Here is a 20425-nt window from a genome sequence, read left to right as displayed (position 1 = left end):
AAGCGGTCCCCGCGCGTACTTCCGATCGAGGTTGCAGTGACGATGTACGGCGAGAAGATGCCGGCTGCCGACGACCGTCCCACCATCAAGGTGTCGGCGGTGAGCTGGCCCGGCGTCGAGATGGAGCCGGTCGCCACACCACCCGGAGGCGGCGCCAGGCCGACACGCTCGCGACGGGCCCGGCTGCTGCTGGCCGGCGGGATCGTCGCGGCCGTGCTCGCCGGCGGCGTCGGCCTGGGCGCCTACGCGTACGCCGGTGACGTGCCCCGCGGCACCACGGTGCTCGGCACCGAACTGGGTGGGCGGAGCCGCGCGGAGGCGGCCCAGGCGCTCCGCACCGAGCTGGAACGCCGGGCAGACAGGTTGAACGCCCCGCTCCCGGTCACAGTCGGTGAGAACAAGGCCGAGCTGAAGCCGTCCGACGTGGGGCTCGCCATCGACGTGGAGGCGACGGTGGCGGCGGCCGCCGAGGCCGAGGCGCACGCGGTGAGCCGGCTCGTCGGCTCCCGGGCGGTCGAGCCGGTGGTCACCGTCGACCAGGCCAAGCTGGGGGCGGCCCTGCGCAAGGTGATGGGCGCGCAGGGGCGTGAGATGACCATGCCGGCGATCATCTGGACCGAAACCACACCGAAGCCCGTCTACCCGAAGCCGGCGCTGACGATCGACGCCGACGGCGCCACCGCAGTGGTGAAGGCCGGCTGGCTGGCCGCCGAGCCGGTCACCGTGCCGCTCGTCGAGAAGTGGCCGGCCACCACCCGGGAGGAGGTGGACCGGCTCGTCGCCGAGCTGGCCCGGCCCGCGGTGGCCGCACCGGTCACGCTCAGCACCGACGGCGGTTCGATCACCATCCCGCCCGCCGCCATCGCCCGGTCGCTGCGCTTCTCCGCCGACGACGCCGGCACGCTCACCCCGAAGGTCGACGTCAAGCGGCTGCGTACCGCGCTCGGCGACCGGCTGACGAAGCTCGAGGTCGAGCCGCGGGACGCCGGGCTGACCATCAGCGGCGGCAAGCCGAAGGTGCTGCCCAGCAAGGCCGGGCGCCAGGTCGACGCCGCCGCGCTCGGCCCGGCCCTGCTCGCGGTGCTGCCGAAGACCGAGGGCCGTACGGTGACCGCCGAACTGAAGCCGGCCGCCCCCGAGCTGACCGAGGCGGAGCTGGCGAAGCTCGGCGTCAAGGAGCGGGTGTCGACGTTCACCACCCACTTCACCGGCGGCCTGTCGTCCCCGCGCAGCCAGAACATCGTCCGTGCGGCGAAGGACGTGGACGGCGCGCTGGTGAAGCCGGGCGAGACGTTCTCGCTCAACGGGCACACCGGCGAGCGCGGCTACGACCAGGGCTACAAGGACGCGCCGACGATCGTCGGCGGCAAGCTGGTGCCGGGCGTCGGCGGCGGCGTCTCCCAGTTCACCACCACACTGTTCAACGCCACCTACTACGCCGGGCTTGAAGACGTCGAGCACAAGCCGCACTCGTTCTACTTCAGCCGCTACCCGGCGGTGATCGAGTCGACCATCTACTGGCCGCAGCTCGACTTCAAGTTCCGCAACAACACGCCCCACGGCGTCCTGATCGACACGTCGTACACGTCCAGCTCGATCACCGTCTCGATCTGGAGCACCAAGATCTACGACAGCGTGAAGACCGAGTACGGCCCGCGCCGCGACATCACCCAGCCGAAGACGGTCTACCTGACGCCGGGACCGACCTGTATCGCCGCCGCCGGCGCCGTCGGGTTCGCCCAGGACGCGTACCGGGTCATCAAGAAGGACGGCAAGGTGTTCAAGCGGGAGAAGTTCAGCTGGCGCTACGACGCCGAGCCGCGCTTCATCTGCGCCCCGAAGCCGGGCGACGACTGATCCACCGGAACGACGAGAGGCCCCGCCGGACGTATCCGGCGGGGCCTCTCCCATGCTTCTCACGGCCGCGCCGCGGCCAGCCCTTCGCGTACGCCGCCGGCGTCCCGGTCGGTGCCGTAGACGGGCGTGTCCGGCTGCTGCCGCCAGCTCTCGTCCAGGGTGCCCGCGTCGACCGGGTCGAAGCCCAGCTCGTCCACCAGCCCCATGACGACCCGCTTGGCGTCCGCGTCGTCACCGGCCACCGGCAGCGCGATCCGGCCCGCCGTACCCGCCGGCTTGCCCTCGTCCATCAGGTGCGCGGCCTGGATGTTGTTGAAGACCTTCACCACCCGGGCGCCCTTGAGGTGATCAGCGGTCCAGCGGCTGGAGCTGAGGCTGCGGTCCAGCAGCTCGGGGATGTCGCCGTCGCGCTGGGGGTAGTAGTTGTTGGCGTCGACCACCAGCTTGCCGTCGAAGAGTGCCGCCGGGAGCTGCGGCACCGCCTTCAGCGGGATCGCGATGACCACCAGTTCGGCGTCCTGGACGGCGTCCTCCACCGACACCGCCCGGGCGCCGGTCTCGGCGGCGAGGTCGGTCAGGCTCTGTGGCCCGCGGGAGTTGGCCACCGCGACGTCGTGACCGAGTGAACGCAGACGACGGGCGAGGGTGCCCCCGATGTGCCCCGACCCGATGATTCCGATCTCCATGCCCACTCCTGTACCCCGTGCGGTCGGACCCGATCACGGTCCCGGCGTACGACACGTCACGTTTCGCGCCGCCGAGCCGGCGGGCGAGCGTGCGTCGACGGTCCCGGCTCGACGGTACGAGACCGAGGCGGCCCGTCGTGGTGTTTTCCGGGGGAGAAAACGATTCAGGGCCACCCCGTTGGGGGTGGCCCTGAATGAAAGATTGTCCGGCGGTGTCCTACTCTCCCACACCCTCCCGAGTGCAGTACCATCGGCGCTGGAGGGCTTAGCTTCCGGGTTCGGAATGTTGCCGGGCGTTTCCCCTCCGCCATGACCGCCGTAACTCTATGAACATGTCAAACAACCCGCAGGTTGCTGTTTGTTCAGAGTTGCACAGTGGACGCGTAGCAGCTTGGTAGTCAAGTCCTCGGCCTATTAGTACCGGTCAACTGAACCCGTTACCGGGCTTACATTTCCGGCCTATCAACCCAGTCGTCTAGCTGGGGGCCTTACCCCACAAATGTGGGTGGGATACCTCATCTTGAAGCGAGCTTCCCGCTTAGATGCTTTCAGCGGTTATCCCTTCCGAACGTAGCTAACCAGCCGTGCCCCTGGCGGGACAACTGGCACACCAGAGGTTCGTCCGTCCCGGTCCTCTCGTACTAGGGACAGCCCTTCTCAAGTATCCTACGCGCACGGCGGATAGGGACCGAACTGTCTCACGACGTTCTAAACCCAGCTCGCGTACCGCTTTAATGGGCGAACAGCCCAACCCTTGGGACCTGCTACAGCCCCAGGATGCGACGAGCCGACATCGAGGTGCCAAACCATCCCGTCGATATGGACTCTTGGGGAAGATCAGCCTGTTATCCCCGGGGTACCTTTTATCCGTTGAGCGACACCGCTTCCACATGCCAGTGCCGGATCACTAGTCCCGACTTTCGTCCCTGCTCGACCTGTCAGTCTCACAGTCAAGCTCCCTTGTGCACTTGCACTCAACACCTGATTGCCAACCAGGCTGAGGGAACCTTTGGGCGCCTCCGTTACCCTTTAGGAGGCAACCGCCCCAGTTAAACTACCCACCAGACACTGTCCCTGAACCGGATAACGGTCCGAAGTTAGATACCCGAATCAACCAGAGTGGTATTTCAAGATTGCCTCCACCCATACTGGCGTATGGACTTCACCGGCTCCCACCTATCCTACACAAGCTAATTCAGATACCAATGTCAAGCTATAGTAAAGGTCCCGGGGTCTTTCCGTCCTGCCGCGCGTAACGAGCATCTTTACTCGTAATGCAATTTCGCCGGGCCTGTGGTTGAGACAGTGGGGAAGTCGTTACGCCATTCGTGCAGGTCGGAACTTACCCGACAAGGAATTTCGCTACCTTAGGATGGTTATAGTTACCACCGCCGTTTACTGGCGCTTAAGTTCTCCGCTTCGCCCCGAAGAGCTAACAGGTCCCCTTAACGTTCCAGCACCGGGCAGGCGTCAGTCCATATACATCGAATTACTTCTTCGCATGGACCTGTGTTTTTAGTAAACAGTCGCTTCCCCCTGCTCTCTGCGGCCATACAACGCTCCACCCGCGCGGGGCTTCACGTCTCCGGCCCCCCTTCTCCCTAAGTTACGGGGGCAATTTGCCGAGTTCCTTAACCACAGTTCGCCCGATCGCCTCGGTATTCTCTACCTGACCACCTGTGTCGGTTTGGGGTACGGGCCGCTAAGAACTCGCTAGAGGCTTTTCTCGGCAGCATAGGATCACTGACTTCACCTGAATCGGCTCGGCATCACGTCTCAGCCTCATGGTGTGCGGATTTGCCTACACACCGGCCTACACGCTTACCCCGGCACAACCACCGGCCGGGATCAGCTACCTTCCTGCGTCACCCCATCGCTTGACTACTACCCGTCAGGTTCCCACGCTCACCGCCATAGGTCCGAAGACCGCCGGCAGCTCGGGTGGTTAGCACAACGAGGTTCGTCAGGGACGCTCTTTCGCGGGTACGGGAATATCAACCCGTTGTCCATCGACTACGCCTCTCGGCCTCGCCTTAGGTCCCGACTCACCCAGGGCGGATTAGCCTGGCCCTGGAACCCTTGGTCATCCGGCGGAAGGGTTTCTCACCCTTCTTTCGCTACTCATGCCTGCATTCTCACTCGTGCCGCGTCCACAACTGGGTCACCCCGCTGCTTCACCCCCGGCACGACGCTCCCCTACCCATCCACACACCTGCACCCGGCATCAAGGCCGAGCGAAGTCAATATGTGAATGCCACAGCTTCGGCGGTGTGCTTGAGCCCCGCTACATTGTCGGCGCGGAACCACTTGACCAGTGAGCTATTACGCACTCTTTAAAGGGTGGCTGCTTCTAAGCCAACCTCCTGGTTGTCTATGCGATCCCACATCCTTTTCCACTTAGCACACGCTTAGGGGCCTTAGCTGGTGATCTGGGCTGTTTCCCTCTCGACTACGAAGCTTATCCCCCGCAGTCTCACTGCCGCGCTCTCACTTACCGGCATTCGGAGTTTGGCTGATTTCGGTAAGCTTGTGGGCCCCCTAGACCATCCAGTGCTCTACCTCCGGCAAGAAACACGCGACGCTGCACCTAAATGCATTTCGGGGAGAACCAGCTATCACGGAGTTTGATTGGCCTTTCACCCCTAACCACAGGTCATCCCCCAACTTTTCAACGTTGGTGGGTTCGGCCCTCCACGCGGTCTTACCCGCGCTTCAGCCTGCCCATGGCTAGATCACTCCGCTTCGGGTCTAGAGCATGCGACTAAAAACGCCCTATTCAGACTCGCTTTCGCTACGGCTCCCCCACACGGGTTAACCTCGCCACATGCCACTAACTCGCAGGCTCATTCTTCAAAAGGCACGCCGTCACCCCGCAAGGCTCCGACGGATTGTAGGCGAACGGTTTCAGGTACTATTTCACTCCCCTCCCGGGGTACTTTTCACCATTCCCTCACGGTACTCGTCCGCTATCGGTCACCAGGAAGTATTTAGGCTTACCAGGTGGTCCTGGCAGATTCACGGCAGATTTCAGGGGTCCGCCGCTACTCGGGAACACCCACAGAAGACCAGCAGCTTTCACCTACCGGACTATCACCGTCTACGGTCAGCCATTCCAGACTGTTCGACTAGCCACTGACTTTGTAACTCCTCGAATGCGTGTCAGCACACTCAGCAGGGTCCCACAACCCCGACGACGCAACCCCTGACAGGTATCACACGCCGCCGGTTTAGCCTCAATCCGCTTTCGCTCGCCACTACTCACGGAATCACTATTTGTTTTCTCTTCCTACGGGTACTGAGATGTTTCACTTCCCCGCGTTCCCCCCACACACCCTATGTGTTCAGGTGCGGGTGACATCACATGACTGATGCCGGGTTTCCCCATTCGGACACCCTGGGATCACAGCTTGGTTGACAGCTCCCCCAGGCCTATCGCGGCCTCCCACGTCCTTCATCGGCTCCTGGTGCCAAGGCATCCACCGTTCGCCCTTGACAACTTGACCACAAAGATGCTCGCGTCCACTGTGCAATTCTCAACAAACAACCAACCCACAACCCACAGCCCCACACCTACAACCCACCAAGGATTACGGTTTGCGAGACCAGGCCGCGCCTGGCGCCCGACAGACTCTGCGGTCCGTCTCAAGGCTCTGAAAAAACAACCTCGGTTGTTCCTTCAGGACCCAACAGGGTGCTTACATCCCGCGCCAGCCGCACCAGAACCCCGTTCCCACCACCCGGAGGTGGCTGTACTAGGAAAAGTCCCGGCCGTTGCCGGCGCCTGACTTGCCAGTGTCTCCGCCATCTGAGCACCCCACCACCACGTTCGGGCGGTGCGGGCTCCATGCCACCTTTCGGTGGATGGTGCTCCTTAGAAAGGAGGTGATCCAGCCGCACCTTCCGGTACGGCTACCTTGTTACGACTTCGTCCCAATCGCCAGCCCCACCTTCGACGGCTCCCTCCACAAGGGTTGGGCCACCGGCTTCGGGTGTTGCCGACTTTCGTGACGTGACGGGCGGTGTGTACAAGGCCCGGGAACGTATTCACCGCAGCGTTGCTGATCTGCGATTACTAGCGACTCCGACTTCACGGGGTCGAGTTGCAGACCCCGATCCGAACTGAGACCGGCTTTTTGGGATTCGCTCCACCTCACGGTATCGCAGCCCATTGTACCGGCCATTGTAGCATGCGTGAAGCCCTGGACATAAGGGGCATGATGACTTGACGTCATCCCCACCTTCCTCCGAGTTGACCCCGGCAGTCTTCGATGAGTCCCCGCCATAACGCGCTGGCAACATCGAACGAGGGTTGCGCTCGTTGCGGGACTTAACCCAACATCTCACGACACGAGCTGACGACAGCCATGCACCACCTGTGACCGCCCCCGAAGGACCTGCCATCTCTGACAGTTTTGCGGCCATGTCAAACCCAGGTAAGGTTCTTCGCGTTGCATCGAATTAATCCGCATGCTCCGCCGCTTGTGCGGGCCCCCGTCAATTCCTTTGAGTTTTAGCCTTGCGGCCGTACTCCCCAGGCGGGGCGCTTAATGCGTTAGCTGCGGCACAGGGAACCGGAGAGGCCCCCCACACCTAGCGCCCAACGTTTACAGCGTGGACTACCAGGGTATCTAATCCTGTTCGCTCCCCACGCTTTCGCTCCTCAGCGTCAGTATCGGCCCAGAGACCCGCCTTCGCCACCGGTGTTCCTCCTGATATCTGCGCATTTCACCGCTACACCAGGAATTCCAGTCTCCCCTACCGAACTCTAGCCTGCCCGTATCGACTGCAGGCCCGCAGTTGAGCTGCGGGTTTTCACAGTCGACGCGACAAGCCGCCTACGAGCTCTTTACGCCCAATAAATCCGGACAACGCTCGCGCCCTACGTCTTACCGCGGCTGCTGGCACGTAGTTGGCCGGCGCTTCTTCTGCAGGTACCGTCACTTACGCTTCGTCCCTGCTGAAAGAGGTTTACAACCCGAAGGCCGTCATCCCTCACGCGGCGTCGCTGCATCAGGCTTCCGCCCATTGTGCAATATTCCCCACTGCTGCCTCCCGTAGGAGTCTGGGCCGTGTCTCAGTCCCAGTGTGGCCGGTCGCCCTCTCAGGCCGGCTACCCGTCGTCGCCTTGGTAGGCCATCACCCCACCAACAAGCTGATAGGCCGCGAGCCCATCCCAAGCCGAAAAACTTTCCACCACCGACCATGCGGTCAGCGGTCCTATTCGGTATTAGCCCCGGTTTCCCGGGGTTATCCCAAAGCCTGGGGCAGGTTGCTCACGTGTTACTCACCCGTTCGCCGCTCGAGTACCCCGAAGGGCCTTTCCGCTCGACTTGCATGTGTTAAGCACGCCGCCAGCGTTCGTCCTGAGCCAGGATCAAACTCTCCAACAAAAACTTGTCGAACAGCATCCTGGCAACAAAAGTGTTGCCAAAGGAATCCCAACCAGCCAAACCCTAAGGCCCGACCAGTCCGGGGTATAAAACAATTGGCACTGGCTTTACAAGCACCCTGTTGAGTTCTCAAAGAACAACCACACACCAACCACAAGCCCCACAACCGTGGAACCCCGATCAGGGCATTTCGTTCGCCCGCCGCTCTCGCGCCGGGCACTTTTACTACGTTACCTCACCGTCTCTGCCGTGTCAAACCGTGTGTCCCGGTCTGTCACGCTTCGTACGGGTTGGCGCCGCTGAGCACGCGCAGCAGTCAACCGCTGCGCCTGATCATCGGATTTGGCAGGCCGGCCGCTGCGGTTTCCCGCGAGCTCGCCCGGTGCCCTGCCGGTCGACAACCTTACCCGGTCGGTTCCGCTCCGCCAAATCCGCCCTGCGGCGTTTCGGTGAGCCTCGCCCGGACCGCGTCCTCGCAAGACTTAAAGCCTTGGTCGGACCCGGCGCCAGCCCTGTTCGGCGCTCCCGGGCTTTCGTCCCGTTTGCCCCGTTCCGCGCTGGCAGAGAGAAAGTTACGCGTCCCCAGGTTTGATCGTCAAATCGGGGGGTAGCGGCGCGCGTCACACCGCGCCCCGCTCTCGTCGATCAAGGAGTTCGCGTCCCCATTCGAGCCCTCCGAGGACACAAACTCCTTGATCACCGGGGCGGGGAGGGGTGGGAGGGCGGGGAGGGCGGGGAGGGGTGGCGGCGGGAGGCGCGCCACGCCCTGATGCCCAGGGCTCCTACCGTCGTGCCGATGGCCAGGGACGCGGCGATCAGCAGGGCGTGTACCCAGAGGAAGCCGGTCGGGCTGCCCTCGCCGACGGCGCCGGCCGACCAGGCGCGCTCGTCGTTCCAGATGGCGACCGCGAACCTCGGCCAGATCGCCCACGTCCAGACGCCGACGGCGACCAGGAACAGCGACCAACCACGTGACAGGACCATGGTCGGCCAGTATGCCAGCGCGCCATCTGCCCAGGTCACGCCCGCGTCCGGCGCAGCACGCGTTTCCGTTCCCGCCGCCGGGGCACTGTTCTGTCGAGCCGATTCGACGGAGGTGCCACCGATGCAGCCGTTCAACCCGTGGACCTGGCGGGATCCGTCCGCCCTGGCCGGTGGGTTCGACCAGACCCGGCCGGGAGACGTACCGCAGCAGCGCACCGGTGACGCGGACGACGGCCCGGACGCCCCCGGCCCGGGTACGCCGGTCGACCTCACCGGCTACCGGGTGGAGGCGTCGGACGGGCGGATCGGCTCCATCGACGAGGCGAGCGAGGACGCCGACGCGCGGTACCTGGTGGTGGACACCGGTCCGTGGATCTTCGGCAGGAAGGTGCTGCTGCCGGCCGGCACTGTGGCGCAGGTCGACCACCTGGACCGCGTCGTGCACGTGGACCGCACCCGCGATCAGGTGAAGGAGTCGCCCGCGTTCGACCCCGACCACTTCGCGCACCCCGAGTACCGGGAGCAGGTCGGCAGCTACTACACCGAGAGCTATCGACAGCAGTAAGCGCAGCAGGAGGCAGCGGCGCAGGCCGGTGAGCGATACCGTGTCAGTCATGGTCCGGCCGCGCAGCTGCCTCCCGGAGACCCGTGGCGGTCTCCCGGGCCACGCTGTCGACGACCGGGAGCAGATCCTCGACGTACTGCGTGCCGGCGGACTTCGGTTCCGCGCCGGCGGGCGATGGCGGCGCTCGTTCTGACGAGCCCGCTCCACCGACCTGGGCGACCGGGTCGCGTATCCCCGCCAGCGAACGGCACGAAAGGCGTACGACCATGTCCTCTGCACGCATGCTCACCGGCGACCGCCCGACCGGGCGACTGCACCTCGGCCACTACGTGGGCAGCATCGCCAACCGGGTGCGGCTGCACCAGCGCTACGAGAGCTTCTTCATCATCGCCGACCTGCACATGCTCACCACGCGCAACAGCCGCGCGGACATCGAGCAGGTCGCCCGCAACGCCCGCGAGATGGTCACCGACATCCTCGCCGCCGGCGTGGAGCCGGAACGGGCGACGTTCTACCTCCAGTCCGCGATCACCGAGGTCGGTGACCTGAACACGCTGTTCCAGAACCTCGTCACGGTGCCCCGGCTCGAACGGGTGCCGTCGCTGAAGGAGATGACCCGGGACGCCGGCAAGGACGAGATGCCGTACGGCCTGCTCGGTTATCCGGTCCTCCAGGCCGCCGACATCCTCTGCGTGAAGGGGCAGGTCGTGCCGGTCGGGAAGGACAACGCCGCGCACGTCGAGGTGACCCGGGAGATCGCCCGGCGGTTCAACCACCTCTACGGCGAGGTCTTCCCGGTCCCCGACATGATCATGTCGGAGACGCCCACGCTGGTCGGCACCGACGGCGCCGGGAAGATGAGCAAGAGCAAGGGGAACGCGATCGCGCTCTCCGACGACGCGGCGACGGTGCGCCGCAAGGTGATGGGGATGTTCACCGACCCGAACCGGGTCCGCGCCGACGTGCCCGGCACGGTCGAGGGGAACCCGGTCTTCGAGTACCACGACATCTTCAACCCGGACCGGGCTCAGGTGGCGGAGTTCAAGACGCGCTACCGGGCCGGCCGGGTCGGTGACGTGGAGGTCAAGGAGGCGCTGGCAACGGCGCTCAACCGGTTCCTGGACCCGATCCGGGAACGACGGGCCCGCTTCGAGGCTCAGCCCGGCCTGGTCGACGAGCTGATCGTCACCGGCACCGAGCGGACCCGCGAGCAGGTGCGCCGCACGCTCGTCGAGGTCCGCCGGGCAATGGGCCTGAGCAGCGCGTACACCCAGGTGCGGCGCCGGGCCGAGCGCTACCGCAAGGCCGTCGCCACGTCGGCCTGACCAGGAGCCGGTCCGGGGTACGCGCTTGCGCCGACCCCGGACCGGCCGGTTACGCTGCCGGCATGGCCTGCTCGCACGCGTACCCGGTGACGGCCTCCGACGTCCGGCTCGGCGCGCTGCGACGCCGGCGGTCCCGCGACCGCCTGCGCTGAGCCTTCCCCTCCTGCGACCGGCGGATCGAGCCGCCGGTCGTCATCGATCGTCCTCGCTCCGCCGTCGCGTTCCCATCCGGTGATCCGCGCGGCGGATCCACAGCGAGATCGGCGTACTCATGGATCTTGAAAGGTTGCTCAGCGACCGGCTGGCGCCGGCGTTCGCGGCGGTGGCCGGCGGGCCGGTGGACCCGGTCGTGCGGCGCTCCCAGCACGCGGACTTCCAGTCCGACGCGGCGCTGGGGCTGGCCCGCCGGCTCGGCCGCCCGCCGCGGGAGATCGCCGCGGAGGTACGGGAGCGCGCCGCGCTCGGCGACCTCTGCGCGTCGGTCGAGGTGTCCGGTCCGGGTTTCCTGAACCTGACGGTGGCCGGGCACGCGCTCGGCGGGCTGGTGTCCGCGATGGCCGCCGACCCGCGGCTCGGCGTGCCGGTGGCGGCCGAGCCGGAGACGGTGGTGGTCGACTACTCGGGGCCGAACGTGGCGAAGGAGATGCACGTCGGGCACCTGCGTTCGACCGTGATCGGGGACGCGGCGGCCCGGACGCTGGAGTGGCTCGGTCATCGGGTGTCGCGCGCCAACCACCTCGGCGACTGGGGCACTCCGTTCGGCATGCTGATCGAGCACCTGCTCGATCTGGGCGAGGCCGGGGCGGCGCAGGAGCTGTCAATGGGTGACCTGGACGGGTTCTACAAGGCGGCGCGGGCGAAGTTCGACGACGACGAGGCGTTCCGGGAGCGGTCGCGGCAGCGGGTGGTGGCGCTGCAGGGTGGCGACCCGGCGACGTTGCGGCTGTGGCGGCTGCTGGTGACGCAGTCCGAGAGCTACTTCCTGACCGTGTACGGCCTGCTCGACGTGACGCTGACCGGCATCGACTTCCGGGGCGAGAGCAGCTACCACGACCAGCTCGCGCCGACCGTCGAGGAGCTGGACCGGCTCGGACTGCTGCGGCGCAGCGACGGCGCCGACTGCGTGTTCCCGCCCGGCTCCGTGGGCCGTGACGGCGAGCCGTTGCCGCTGATCGTGCGCAAGTCCGACGGCGGGTACGGCTACCCGGCCACCGATCTGGCCGCGCTGCGGCACCGGACCGGCGCGCTCGGCGCGACCCGGCTGCTCTACGTGGTCGGGCTGCCGCAGCGGCGGCACTTCGAGATGGTGTTCGCGGTCGCCACACAGGCCGGCTGGCTGGCCGCGCCGGTGCGGGCCGAGCACGTCGGGTTCGGCTCGATCCTCGGCCCGGACGGGCGGATGCTGCGCAGCCGGGCCGGCGGGTCGGTGAAGCTGGTCGGGCTGCTCACCGAGGCGGTGGAGCGGGCCACCGCGCTGGCCCGGGAACGCAGTCCGGAGCTGAGCGAGGCGGAGGCCGCCGAGGTGGGACACGCGGTGGGCGTCGGCGCGATCAAGTACGCGGACCTGTCCGGGGACCGGCACAAGGACTACGTGCTGGACTGGGAACGGATGCTGTCGCTGGACGGCAACACCGCGCCGTACCTCCAGTACGCGTACTCCCGGGTGCGGTCGATCTTTCGGCGGGCCGGGGCGGCGGCACACCCGGACGCGGACGTCTCGCTCACCGATCCGGCCGAGCGGGCGCTCGCGATGGAACTGGTCGGCTTCGCCGCGGTGGTCGAGGAGGTGGCGGGCAGCCTGGAGTTCCACCGGCTGACCGCGTACCTGCACCGGCTGGCGGTCGCGTTCAGCGCGTTCTACGAGCGCTGCCCGGTGCTGCGGGCCGAGGGGCCGATCCGGGAGAGCCGGCTCGTGTTGTGCGAGCTGACCGGGCGGGTGCTGCGGCAGGGCCTGGACCTGCTCGGCATCCGTACCCCGGAACGGCTGTGAGGCCGAGGGGTCACCGGAGACCCGTGCGGCGGCTAGCGTGACGCATCGATCGAACGCAAGGGAGGCGACCATGGCGGATCGGCGCGCGGTACTCGCTCCGGGACGGGGCTACGACACCCGGGGCCCGCTCTTCGTCTACATCGGTGAGGCGTTGCGCCAGCTCGGCTTCGACGTGCACGAGGTGACCTGGCGGTCGCTCGGGGATCTGCGGCTGGACAGCGCGCCGGAGTGGGTCGCCGAGCAACTGGATCCGGTCCTCGACGCGGGGGTGGATCTGCTCGTGGGCAAGTCGCTCGGCAGTTTCGCCGCGCCGCTCGCCGCCGACCGGGGCATCCCGGCGGTCTGGCTGACGCCGCTGCTGACCGACCCCGCGGTACGGGAGCCGCTGGGCCGGGCCACCGCGCCGTTCCTGCTGGCCGGCGGCACCGCCGACCGGGTCTGGGACGGTGCGGTGGCGCGCCGGCTCACCCCGTATGTGGTGGAGGTCGCCGACGCCGACCACTCGATGATGGTGCCCGGCCCGCTGGCGCGCTCGGCCGAGGCGCTCGGGCGGGTCTGCACGGCGGTGGAGGAGTTCGTCGCCGACCGGTGACGGTCAGCGGCGGCGTCGCCGCGCCCACACCCCCGCCGCCACCGCCGCGACGATCGGCAGGAGGCAGCAGAGCGCCAGGACGGACAGGTGCCACGGCTTGATCGCTCCCATGGCCCGAACGGTAGGCGCCGCTGTCCACAGCCCGCTACGCGGTGGCTCGGGTGGCCTTGCCGTCCAGCCACAGCGTGTCGCTGTCGTCGCGGTGGGAGCCGGTGGAGCCGACGTGCTTGGCGCTGATCTTCGGCCCGTTCTTGATCACGTGGACCAGGGCCATCGCGTGTCCCCGGCCGAGGCCGTACTCGTCCTTGAGCCAGCCCACGATCACGCCGGCCTTGACGTCGGCGGCGTCGTAGCCGCGCTCCTTGGCCTGGTCGACCAGGACGCGCGGGGTCTTGCCGGTCTTGTCCTCGATCGCGTCGAGGTACGCCTGGAAGGACATCTGCCCAACCCTTCGTCCGGGAGGTGGTGACGACCTCCACCCTCCCGGGCGGGGCGGTTCCGATCAACGACGAACCGGGCCACCATCGTTGCCTCGGGGGCAACGATCGCCGCCGGGCGAGACGCCGGAGAGCCCGGCCCGCGTGGTCGCGGGCCGGGCTCTCCAGATCTCGGGGTACGTGCTCAGCGCTGGAGGGTGAGCAGTCCGGGTCGGTAGGGCAGGAGGCCGTAGTCGCCGCCGGAGTTGGGGGAGCGGCCCTGGTAGAGCAGTTGGAGGTTGCAGGGGTCGACGGTGAAGGTCTGGTCGGCGGTGGTGCGGATCAGTTCGCCGTGGCTGATGTCGTTGGTCCAGGTGGCGCCGCTGTTGGCCTTGCCGGCGAACGGGTTGGACTCGGTGGCGGCCTGGGGGGTCCAGGAGCCGTTCAGGCTGGTGGCGGTGAAGGACCGGAAGTAGCGGCCCTGGGAGCCGATCGCCTCGACGATCATCAGGTAGCGGGTCTGGCCTTGCAGTTTGTAGACCTGCACGGCTTCGAACAGGTTGTTCGTGGTGTCGGACATGATGGTGGTGTAGGTGGAGCCGAAGCTGCCGGGGAAGTTCCCGATCGGCATGCTGGAGCGGTAGATCTTGCCGTTGTCACCGGCGAAGAACAGGTACATGTTCTGGTCGTCGGCGATCAGCGTCTGGTCGATCGGGCCGGTACCGGAACCGGAGATGCTGCCGGTGAACAGCGGCTGCGCCGACGACCAGCCGTTCGGGTTCGTCGGGTTCGTCGAGGTCCGGTAGGAGAACGCGGTCGGTCCCCACTGGTAGGCCAGGACCCAGATGTTGCGCGGCGCGAAGTAGAACAACGTCGGCGCCACCGTGCCGGAGGACATCGCGTTCTGCGACGCCGTGGCCATCTGCGACCAGTTGGAGAACAGGCCGAAGTTCATCGACCCCCACGACGTCCCGGTGTCGTGCGTGGTGGCGTAGACCAGGTGCTGCCCGTTGTACGGGACCACGGTGAAGTCCTTCAACGACACCCACCCCGACCGCGGCTGCGCCAGCACACCCGTCGACGACCACCGGTACGACGACGGCAGGTTGCACGTACCACCCGGCGGCGGCGTCGTCGGAGGCGGCGTGGTGGGGTTGCCGCCGCCGTCGACGCGGACGAGCTGCCACTGCTGGTTGGCGCCGTTCCAGTCGTCGTACTGGACGATGTTCCCGCCGTCGGCGGTCGAGGCGCCCTGCACCTCCACCACCTTGTTGCTGTTGCGGTTGATCAGGCGGACGTAGCCGCTGTCGGAGTCGGCCAGCCGGAACTGCTGGTTGGTCCCGTTGAGGTCGGACCACTGCACGATGCTTCCGCCGTTGGCGGTCGACCAGTTGTAGACGTCGAGCACCTTGCCGGACAGCCGTGACTTCAGCCGGTAGTAGCCGCCGCCGGAGTCGACGAACTGCCACTGCTGCTGGTTGCCGTTGTTGCGCGACCACTGCACGATCCGCGCGCCGTCGTTGGTGGCCAGGTTGTAGACGTCGAGCGCCTTGCCGCTGTTGCGGTTGACCAGGACGTACCAGGCGTTCGTGTCGACGCTCGCCGCGGCGGCGGGCGCGGACACGACCGCCACGGCACCGGCGCCGACGAGTACCGCTGCCGCGCCGGTGGCGACGACGCGCGGCAGCCAGCCGCGCCGTCGTGGCGGCGACACCGTCGATGGGGACCTACCGAAAGCGAACATGATCCTCCCTCAGATCAGACATGTTGTGAGCGCTAACAATCCGTCGAAGCGCACTGATCCCACACCCGGCCTGCCACGCGTCCATCCGCGCCCGCCCGGTGAGCCGTCCAAGCCGTCGCCCTGTGCCATCGACTGTGAGCGATAACACGCCGTTCGTCAAGTCGTAACAGTCGATGGACGGCGGGCGGGTGACGCCACGAGGCCATGTCAGCTTCTCGACCCAGCACTACCGCTGCCCCCGAGGCGGCCCGACAGTGCACACGGCTGGAGGGTGGTGGGGGAGTTGGGGCAGCCGGCGGACGAATCCGTCATGATCCGGGACTGGTTCAGCGTGCCGCGGGTGCCCGCCGAGGACCGGGCCGCGGTCTTTGGCGGACGCACCCAGGATCCACGGGTGGAGTTCGTCGCGCTGACGATCCGGTACTGGACGGACGCGCACGCCACGCGCTCGATGACCCGCGAACGGGTGCTGGCCGCGATGACCGGCCGCATCACCCCGGACAACGTCTGGGACCTGGTCTCGATGCTCGCGCGACTGCGGCTGGCCGAGGCGTTCTTCGACCTGGCCGCCTCCGACGTCGACTCCGACGGCGCGTTCCGCCGCTACCTGATCGATCTCGATCCCGCGCTGCTGGACGCGATGCGGCACTACGCGGCCTGGAACGGGATCGACCCGAAGTTGTTCCTGGACGGCTTCGCCGTCGGCGTCGGGGAGTCCGTCGCGACTGTGGTCGTCGACCTCGGCAAGCTCGTGCAGCTGATCGGCCGCCTCCAGCAGGAGCAGTTCACCACGCTCATCGTGCTCACAGTCGACCCGCGCGCCGGTGTCCAGCGCCTCGCCGACCAGGCCACTGTCGTACGCCAGGCGCTGGCCGGGATCGTCGCCGCGCTGGACCCGACAACCGTCCCCGAGCGGCTGCTGGCGCTGTGGCGCGGATGGGCGGCCCAGTTCGCCCGGCACCTGGACGACCTCGACCCGTTCGCCGCCGGCCGCCTGCTCGGCCGCGTCGCCGGCGACCTCTGTCAGGTGCTCACCGGCCTGGTGCAGCTCGCCCGGCTGCTCGGTGGCGTCGCGGTGCACGCCGCCGTACGGTACGTGCCGCTGCTGCTCGCGGGCGCCCGGGAGGCGCGCCTGATGACCACCCGGATGGCCGCGCTGCTGGTGGCGATCGGCCGGGCGGCGATCGTCGCCACGCCCCAGGTGGGCCTGGCGGTGCTGCGGACGCTCTTTCCCCCGAGGGTGCTCGACGCGCTGTTCCGGCAGGGCCGGGCGCTGCTGGTCGACGCCGAACTGACCCTGACCCTGTTCAACCAGGCGGCGCACGCCGAGGCGTTCGCGGGCGCCGGGGCGGGTACCCGGCTCGGCGCACTGGTGAGCCTCGACGGACGGCCGGTGCTGATGGCGAGCATGTCGGAGACGGTGTCGTCGGCCGGCCGGGCCGCGACCCGCGCCGAGCTGACCGAGGCGCTCGACGAGATCATCAAGCGGGTCGAGGACCTCCGCGAGCTGAAACCACCGAAGACACCCCGGGACATCCAGGCCGCCGCCGTCCGCGCCGCCATCGCCCGGCAACTGGAGCAGCGGCTGACCACGGCGTTCAACCGGGCGCTCCAGACCGCCGCGTACGAGGAGTTCCGCGCGTTGCGCAAGGCCGGGCAGGCGCAACCGTGGCGGCTCGGCCAGCAGGTGCACCGGCGGATGGCGGCCGAGGTCGCGCAGCTCGTCGGCCGGTCGCCGGGCCTGGAACCGTTCGCGGAGAAGTCGCTGGCGACAGTGGTCGAGGCGGTCCGCGCGGCCCACCCGGAGCTGGCGCCCGCGCTGCGCGGATCCGAGGCGGTGCTGCGCCGGACGGTCGCCCAGATGCTGCTCGGCCACCCGGACCGGGATCTGCTGCTGCGGCTCGTCGGGTTCACCGGCAACCCGGCCGCGACCGGGGCGGAGAAGGCGCTCGGCACCCACCTCGCCGAACGGTTCCGGTGGAAGGCGTCCACCACGGTCGGGGACCTCCGCTCCGACCTGCTGCTCGTCGACCCCGAGGCGGCCCGCGTCACGAACGTCGACTGGACGTCCTCGACGAAGCTGGAGCGCTTCGAGAAGACCTGGGGAACTGTCGCCGACGACCTCGGGGAGACGTTCGACGGTCGCTGGGAGGCGATCGCGGAGGCGTACCAGCGAGCCGCGAAGGGCGGTGTGCCGGCCGAGGTCGTCACCGGCCTCGAAGAGCTGACCGCGCACGCCGTACGCGAGACGGTCGTCCGCCAGGCCGCACTCAGCCAGTTGTTCCCCGGGTTCTTCGTCACCTCGCACGAGATGACGTACCGGGGGCTGCACGCCCTGTTCGAACTGCCGCTGTAGAGGAGCACCGATGGGCAGAGTCGTCGTCGCCGACGCCGATCCGGCGACGCTTGGTTTCAGCACCGCGCATTCCGACCGGTACGTCTACTCCAACTACTTCGTACCGGTCCGGCTCACCTTCGGCGGTGGCGAGACGCCCATCCTGCCGTTCTACGTCAAGCAGGCGCTGATCGAGGCGATCCGCTACGGCGGGCTCGACGGCGACCGGCTGCCGCACCTGCTCAAGGAACTCGGCCTCCACGACCTGTGGAAGGCCAACGAGATGGACGCCGCCACCGAGGCGCTGCCCGGCGCCGACTCGGGCATGTCGTACCGGGAGCCGCCGGCGCGACGCCAGACGCTCCTCGGCGACCAGCAGGCGGAGTTCCTCGCCGGCCTGCTCCAGTCCGACGTGGGCATCGCGTTCCTCGACCGCACCCGGATCCGGCCGGTGGGCTTCGCGCTCGGCGAGCACGTCTACGCGCTGGCGCTCGCCCCGGGCGAGGAGGCGGTGCTGGAGCAGCGCACCTACACCAAGCGCGAGCTGACCCTGGAGGAGCAGAACGAGTCGGAACAGCAGACCGACGTCGAGCTGACCAGCGCGCTCACCACCGAACTCCAGGAGGGCTTCGAACGGCAGAAGTCGCTCACCGACACCTGGGGGCTCAACGCGAGCCACACCGGCCAGTACACCAGCCCGACCGGCGTCTGGGGCACCTTCAACGCCAGCCACACGATCGGCTTCGCCACCAGCGTCACCGCGGCGAGCCAGGAGACGAGCCGCCGCGCGGTCAAGGACAGCCGGACCGCCACCTCGAAGGTCGCGGCGCGCTACCGCACCCAGCACAAGACCGACTTCAAGCTGGTCAGCGAGACCGGCACGGAGTCCTCCTCGAAGCGCACCGTCCGCAACCCGAACCGGGCCACGCCGACCACGCTGCACTACTTCAAGGTGCTGCAACGGCTGGAGCTGGCCCACGAGCGGTACGGGGCACGGGTCTGCTGGGCCCCCACGATCAAGGATCCGGCGTTCGCCTTCGCCCAGAAGATCACCGGCGGGCGGCAACGGATCCGCGACAACGCGGTCGCCGCGCTGCCCCCGATGCCGGTGAAGCCGGAGCGCCCGCCGCGTGGCGCGCCCGCCGTTGTGGAGACGCGCGTCGTGTACTCCCCCGTGGTCACGCTCGACAAGTGGGGATTCACCGGCGACATGAGCGCGGACTACGACGTCGACGTCGCCTTCGACGCCGGCTGGGAGTGGGACGGCGACATCGACACGATCCGGCAGAACCTCACGCTGATCACCCGCCGCCCGCCGGACGCGATCGCCGCCCGGGTGGTGGGCGTGCCGGTCGTCACCGAGGCGGACGGCCGGCCGGTGCTGCGCGTACGCGTGCACGTCGGCGCCCGGAGCTGGCTGGCCGGTCCGGGCGCCGACGTGCAGCTGGCCGCCGGGTTCCGGCGTACCCCGACGGTGGTGGACCAGACCGCCGACGACGCCGCGTACAACGCGCTCGTCGCGGGCTACCTGACCGATCTCCAGGAGTGGCAGGACCGGCGCGACGAGGCGCTGGCGGCGGCGGAGACGGCCGGGGACGAGTTCGAGGCGCGGTTGCGGGCCGGCTTCTCCCCGGTGAACGAGATGGTCTCGCAGATCGTGGAGGCGCACTTCCCGGCCAGCGTGCGGGACGAGGCGTGGGAGATCGACTTCTGGCACCGCGTCTTCGACTGGGAGCGCGCGTCGTTCGTGGCGTACCCCGGCTGGTGGTCCGGCGGCGACGCCCGCGCCCCGGAGCGCGACCCCGGCGACTTCGTCAACGCGAGCTGGGCGAAGCTCTACCTGCCGGTGCGGGCCGGCATGGAGCTGACCGCGCTGCGGTGGATCTTCGGCAAGGTGGTGGCGACCAGCCTGGCGCCGCAGGTGGAGCACGAGCTGACGGCGTTCGTCGACGAGCTGACGACGTACCGGACCGGCCACCTCGGCACCGGCGACGAGATGCCCGAGCTGACCACCGAGTGCCAGGACGTGCCGGAGCGGGTGTACTGCCTGGCGAAGTGGACCGAGTTGATGCCCACCGACGGCACCCATCTGGAGGTGGTGCAGGGGGCCACGACAGCGGCCGACGCGGTGACCGCCAAGGAGATCAGCGACGCGGAGGCGCTGCGGGCGGCGCTGCTCGACGGCGAGGTGCAGACCAACCGGCTCCGGACCAGGGCGTACGACCAGATGACCGAGCCGGCCGACGTCGGCGTCCACCTCGGCACGACCTCCGGGAGCGGCCCGGCCGTCTGAGCCGCTCGTCCACCCCGATCCCTCGCCTGACCAGGGGATCGGGGTGGCCGATTTCTGGCAGAGTCTGAACTTTCGATTCGTGGTCTAGATCGGCAAAAAGGCGCATAATTGATCCCTTACGGTCGCTCCCCCGGGCGACGACGACGCCGATCGGCGAACCGTCCAAAAAGAACCGTCTCCCCACCGGTGGGTCGATGGCGCTGGATCCCCAAAGCCACTAGGTTGACCGTCGCCGCTGTGCTCGGCCG

The 20425-nt window shown here is 67.8% G+C and carries 11 protein-coding genes and 3 rRNA genes; 7 read left to right on the top strand and 7 right to left on the bottom strand.

The window, feature by feature from the left end; genetic code table 11:
• Nucleotides 1–42 precede the first annotated feature (42 nt).
• Nucleotides 43–1857, top strand: a complete 1815-nt coding sequence (locus ABIH81_RS09305) for a VanW family protein (RefSeq protein WP_349881050.1) — start codon at nt 43–45, stop codon at nt 1855–1857.
• A gap of 59 nt (nt 1858–1916) precedes the next feature.
• Here ABIH81_RS09305 and ABIH81_RS09300 read toward each other — a convergent pair whose 3' ends face one another.
• The 5 genes from ABIH81_RS09300 to ABIH81_RS09280 all read right to left on the bottom strand — a co-directional run bounded on the left by ABIH81_RS09300 (nt 1917) and on the right by ABIH81_RS09280 (nt 8917).
• Entirely contained in the window at nt 1917–2543 is a 627-nt protein-coding gene (locus ABIH81_RS09300) for an NADPH-dependent F420 reductase (RefSeq protein ID WP_349879910.1), read from the bottom strand.
• 204 nt (nt 2544–2747) lie between these two features.
• A 5S ribosomal RNA gene (gene rrf / locus ABIH81_RS09295) occupies nt 2748–2864 on the bottom strand.
• A gap of 73 nt (nt 2865–2937) precedes the next feature.
• A 23S ribosomal RNA gene (locus tag ABIH81_RS09290) occupies nt 2938–6046 on the bottom strand.
• Between the two features lie 372 nt (nt 6047–6418).
• Nucleotides 6419–7933 (bottom strand): 16S ribosomal RNA (locus tag ABIH81_RS09285).
• The 16S, 23S and 5S rRNA genes sit together here, the layout of an rRNA operon.
• A 696-nt stretch (nt 7934–8629) precedes the next feature.
• Nucleotides 8630–8917 carry a hypothetical protein gene (locus tag ABIH81_RS09280; protein WP_349879909.1) on the bottom strand — a complete coding sequence of 96 codons (288 nt, stop codon included), beginning with the start codon at nt 8915–8917 and terminating at the stop codon, nt 8630–8632.
• 121 nt (nt 8918–9038) lie between these two features.
• Between ABIH81_RS09280 and ABIH81_RS09275 the strand changes: the two genes are divergently transcribed.
• The 4 genes from ABIH81_RS09275 (at nt 9039) to ABIH81_RS09260 (ending at nt 13389) form a co-directional block, all read left to right on the top strand.
• Nucleotides 9039–9482: a PRC-barrel domain-containing protein gene (locus tag ABIH81_RS09275; protein WP_349879908.1), complete on the top strand. Its 444-nt coding sequence runs from the start codon at nt 9039–9041 to the stop codon at nt 9480–9482.
• 266 nt (nt 9483–9748) lie between these two features.
• Nucleotides 9749–10807: a tryptophan--tRNA ligase gene (gene trpS, locus ABIH81_RS09270; RefSeq protein ID WP_349879907.1), complete on the top strand. Its 1059-nt coding sequence runs from the start codon at nt 9749–9751 to the stop codon at nt 10805–10807.
• 271 nt (nt 10808–11078) lie between these two features.
• A complete protein-coding gene (argS, locus tag ABIH81_RS09265; RefSeq protein WP_349879906.1) occupies nt 11079–12797 on the top strand; it encodes an arginine--tRNA ligase in 1719 nt (572 codons plus the stop codon).
• 70 nt (nt 12798–12867) lie between these two features.
• Complete coding sequence (locus tag ABIH81_RS09260; RefSeq protein WP_349879905.1) at nt 12868–13389, top strand: alpha/beta hydrolase; 522 nt, start codon at nt 12868–12870, stop codon at nt 13387–13389.
• Nucleotides 13390–13534: 145 nt separating this feature from the next.
• Here the strand turns inward: ABIH81_RS09260 and ABIH81_RS09255 are convergent, their stop codons facing one another.
• Nucleotides 13535–13828 (bottom strand): DUF4287 domain-containing protein, encoded by a 294-nt coding sequence (locus ABIH81_RS09255; RefSeq protein ID WP_349879904.1) that lies wholly within the window; start codon nt 13826–13828, stop codon nt 13535–13537.
• 182 nt (nt 13829–14010) lie between these two features.
• Nucleotides 14011–15549 (bottom strand): non-reducing end alpha-L-arabinofuranosidase family hydrolase, encoded by a 1539-nt coding sequence (locus tag ABIH81_RS09250; RefSeq protein WP_349879903.1) that lies wholly within the window; start codon nt 15547–15549, stop codon nt 14011–14013.
• A gap of 310 nt (nt 15550–15859) precedes the next feature.
• On the opposite strand from ABIH81_RS09250, the gene ABIH81_RS09245 reads away from it, so the two are divergent.
• Both ABIH81_RS09245 and ABIH81_RS09240 read left to right on the top strand, forming a co-directional pair.
• Nucleotides 15860–17905, top strand: a complete 2046-nt coding sequence (locus ABIH81_RS09245) for a hypothetical protein (RefSeq protein WP_349879902.1) — start codon at nt 15860–15862, stop codon at nt 17903–17905.
• 10 nt (nt 17906–17915) lie between these two features.
• Nucleotides 17916–20177, top strand: coding sequence for a hypothetical protein (locus ABIH81_RS09240; protein ID WP_349879901.1), 2262 nt, complete (start codon nt 17916–17918; stop codon nt 20175–20177).
• Nucleotides 20178–20425 lie beyond the last annotated feature (248 nt).

Origin of the sequence: Micromonospora sp. HUAS YX12, assembly GCF_040215685.1 — a bacterium.
GTDB lineage: Bacteria > Actinomycetota > Actinomycetes > Mycobacteriales > Micromonosporaceae > Micromonospora > Micromonospora tulbaghiae.
This window is presented reverse-complemented; position numbering and strand designations above follow the sequence as displayed.

Bases quoted from the DNA above. Each gene is read 5' to 3' on its own strand.
- ABIH81_RS09305 (WP_349881050.1), top strand. From the start codon at position 43: ATGTACGGCGAGAAGATGCCGGCTGCCGACGACCGTCCCACCATCAAG.
- ABIH81_RS09300 (WP_349879910.1), bottom strand. From the start codon at position 2,543: ATGGAGATCGGAATCATCGGGTCGGGGCACATCGGGGGCACCCTCGCC.
- ABIH81_RS09280 (WP_349879909.1), bottom strand. From the start codon at position 8,917: ATGGTCCTGTCACGTGGTTGGTCGCTGTTCCTGGTCGCCGTCGGCGTC.
- ABIH81_RS09275 (WP_349879908.1), top strand. From the start codon at position 9,039: ATGCAGCCGTTCAACCCGTGGACCTGGCGGGATCCGTCCGCCCTGGCC.
- trpS (WP_349879907.1), top strand. From the start codon at position 9,749: ATGTCCTCTGCACGCATGCTCACCGGCGACCGCCCGACCGGGCGACTG.
- argS (WP_349879906.1), top strand. From the start codon at position 11,079: ATGGATCTTGAAAGGTTGCTCAGCGACCGGCTGGCGCCGGCGTTCGCG.
- ABIH81_RS09260 (WP_349879905.1), top strand. From the start codon at position 12,868: ATGGCGGATCGGCGCGCGGTACTCGCTCCGGGACGGGGCTACGACACC.
- ABIH81_RS09255 (WP_349879904.1), bottom strand. From the start codon at position 13,828: ATGTCCTTCCAGGCGTACCTCGACGCGATCGAGGACAAGACCGGCAAG.
- ABIH81_RS09250 (WP_349879903.1), bottom strand. From the start codon at position 15,549: ATGTTCGCTTTCGGTAGGTCCCCATCGACGGTGTCGCCGCCACGACGG.
- ABIH81_RS09245 (WP_349879902.1), top strand. From the start codon at position 15,860: ATGATCCGGGACTGGTTCAGCGTGCCGCGGGTGCCCGCCGAGGACCGG.
- ABIH81_RS09240 (WP_349879901.1), top strand. From the start codon at position 17,916: ATGGGCAGAGTCGTCGTCGCCGACGCCGATCCGGCGACGCTTGGTTTC.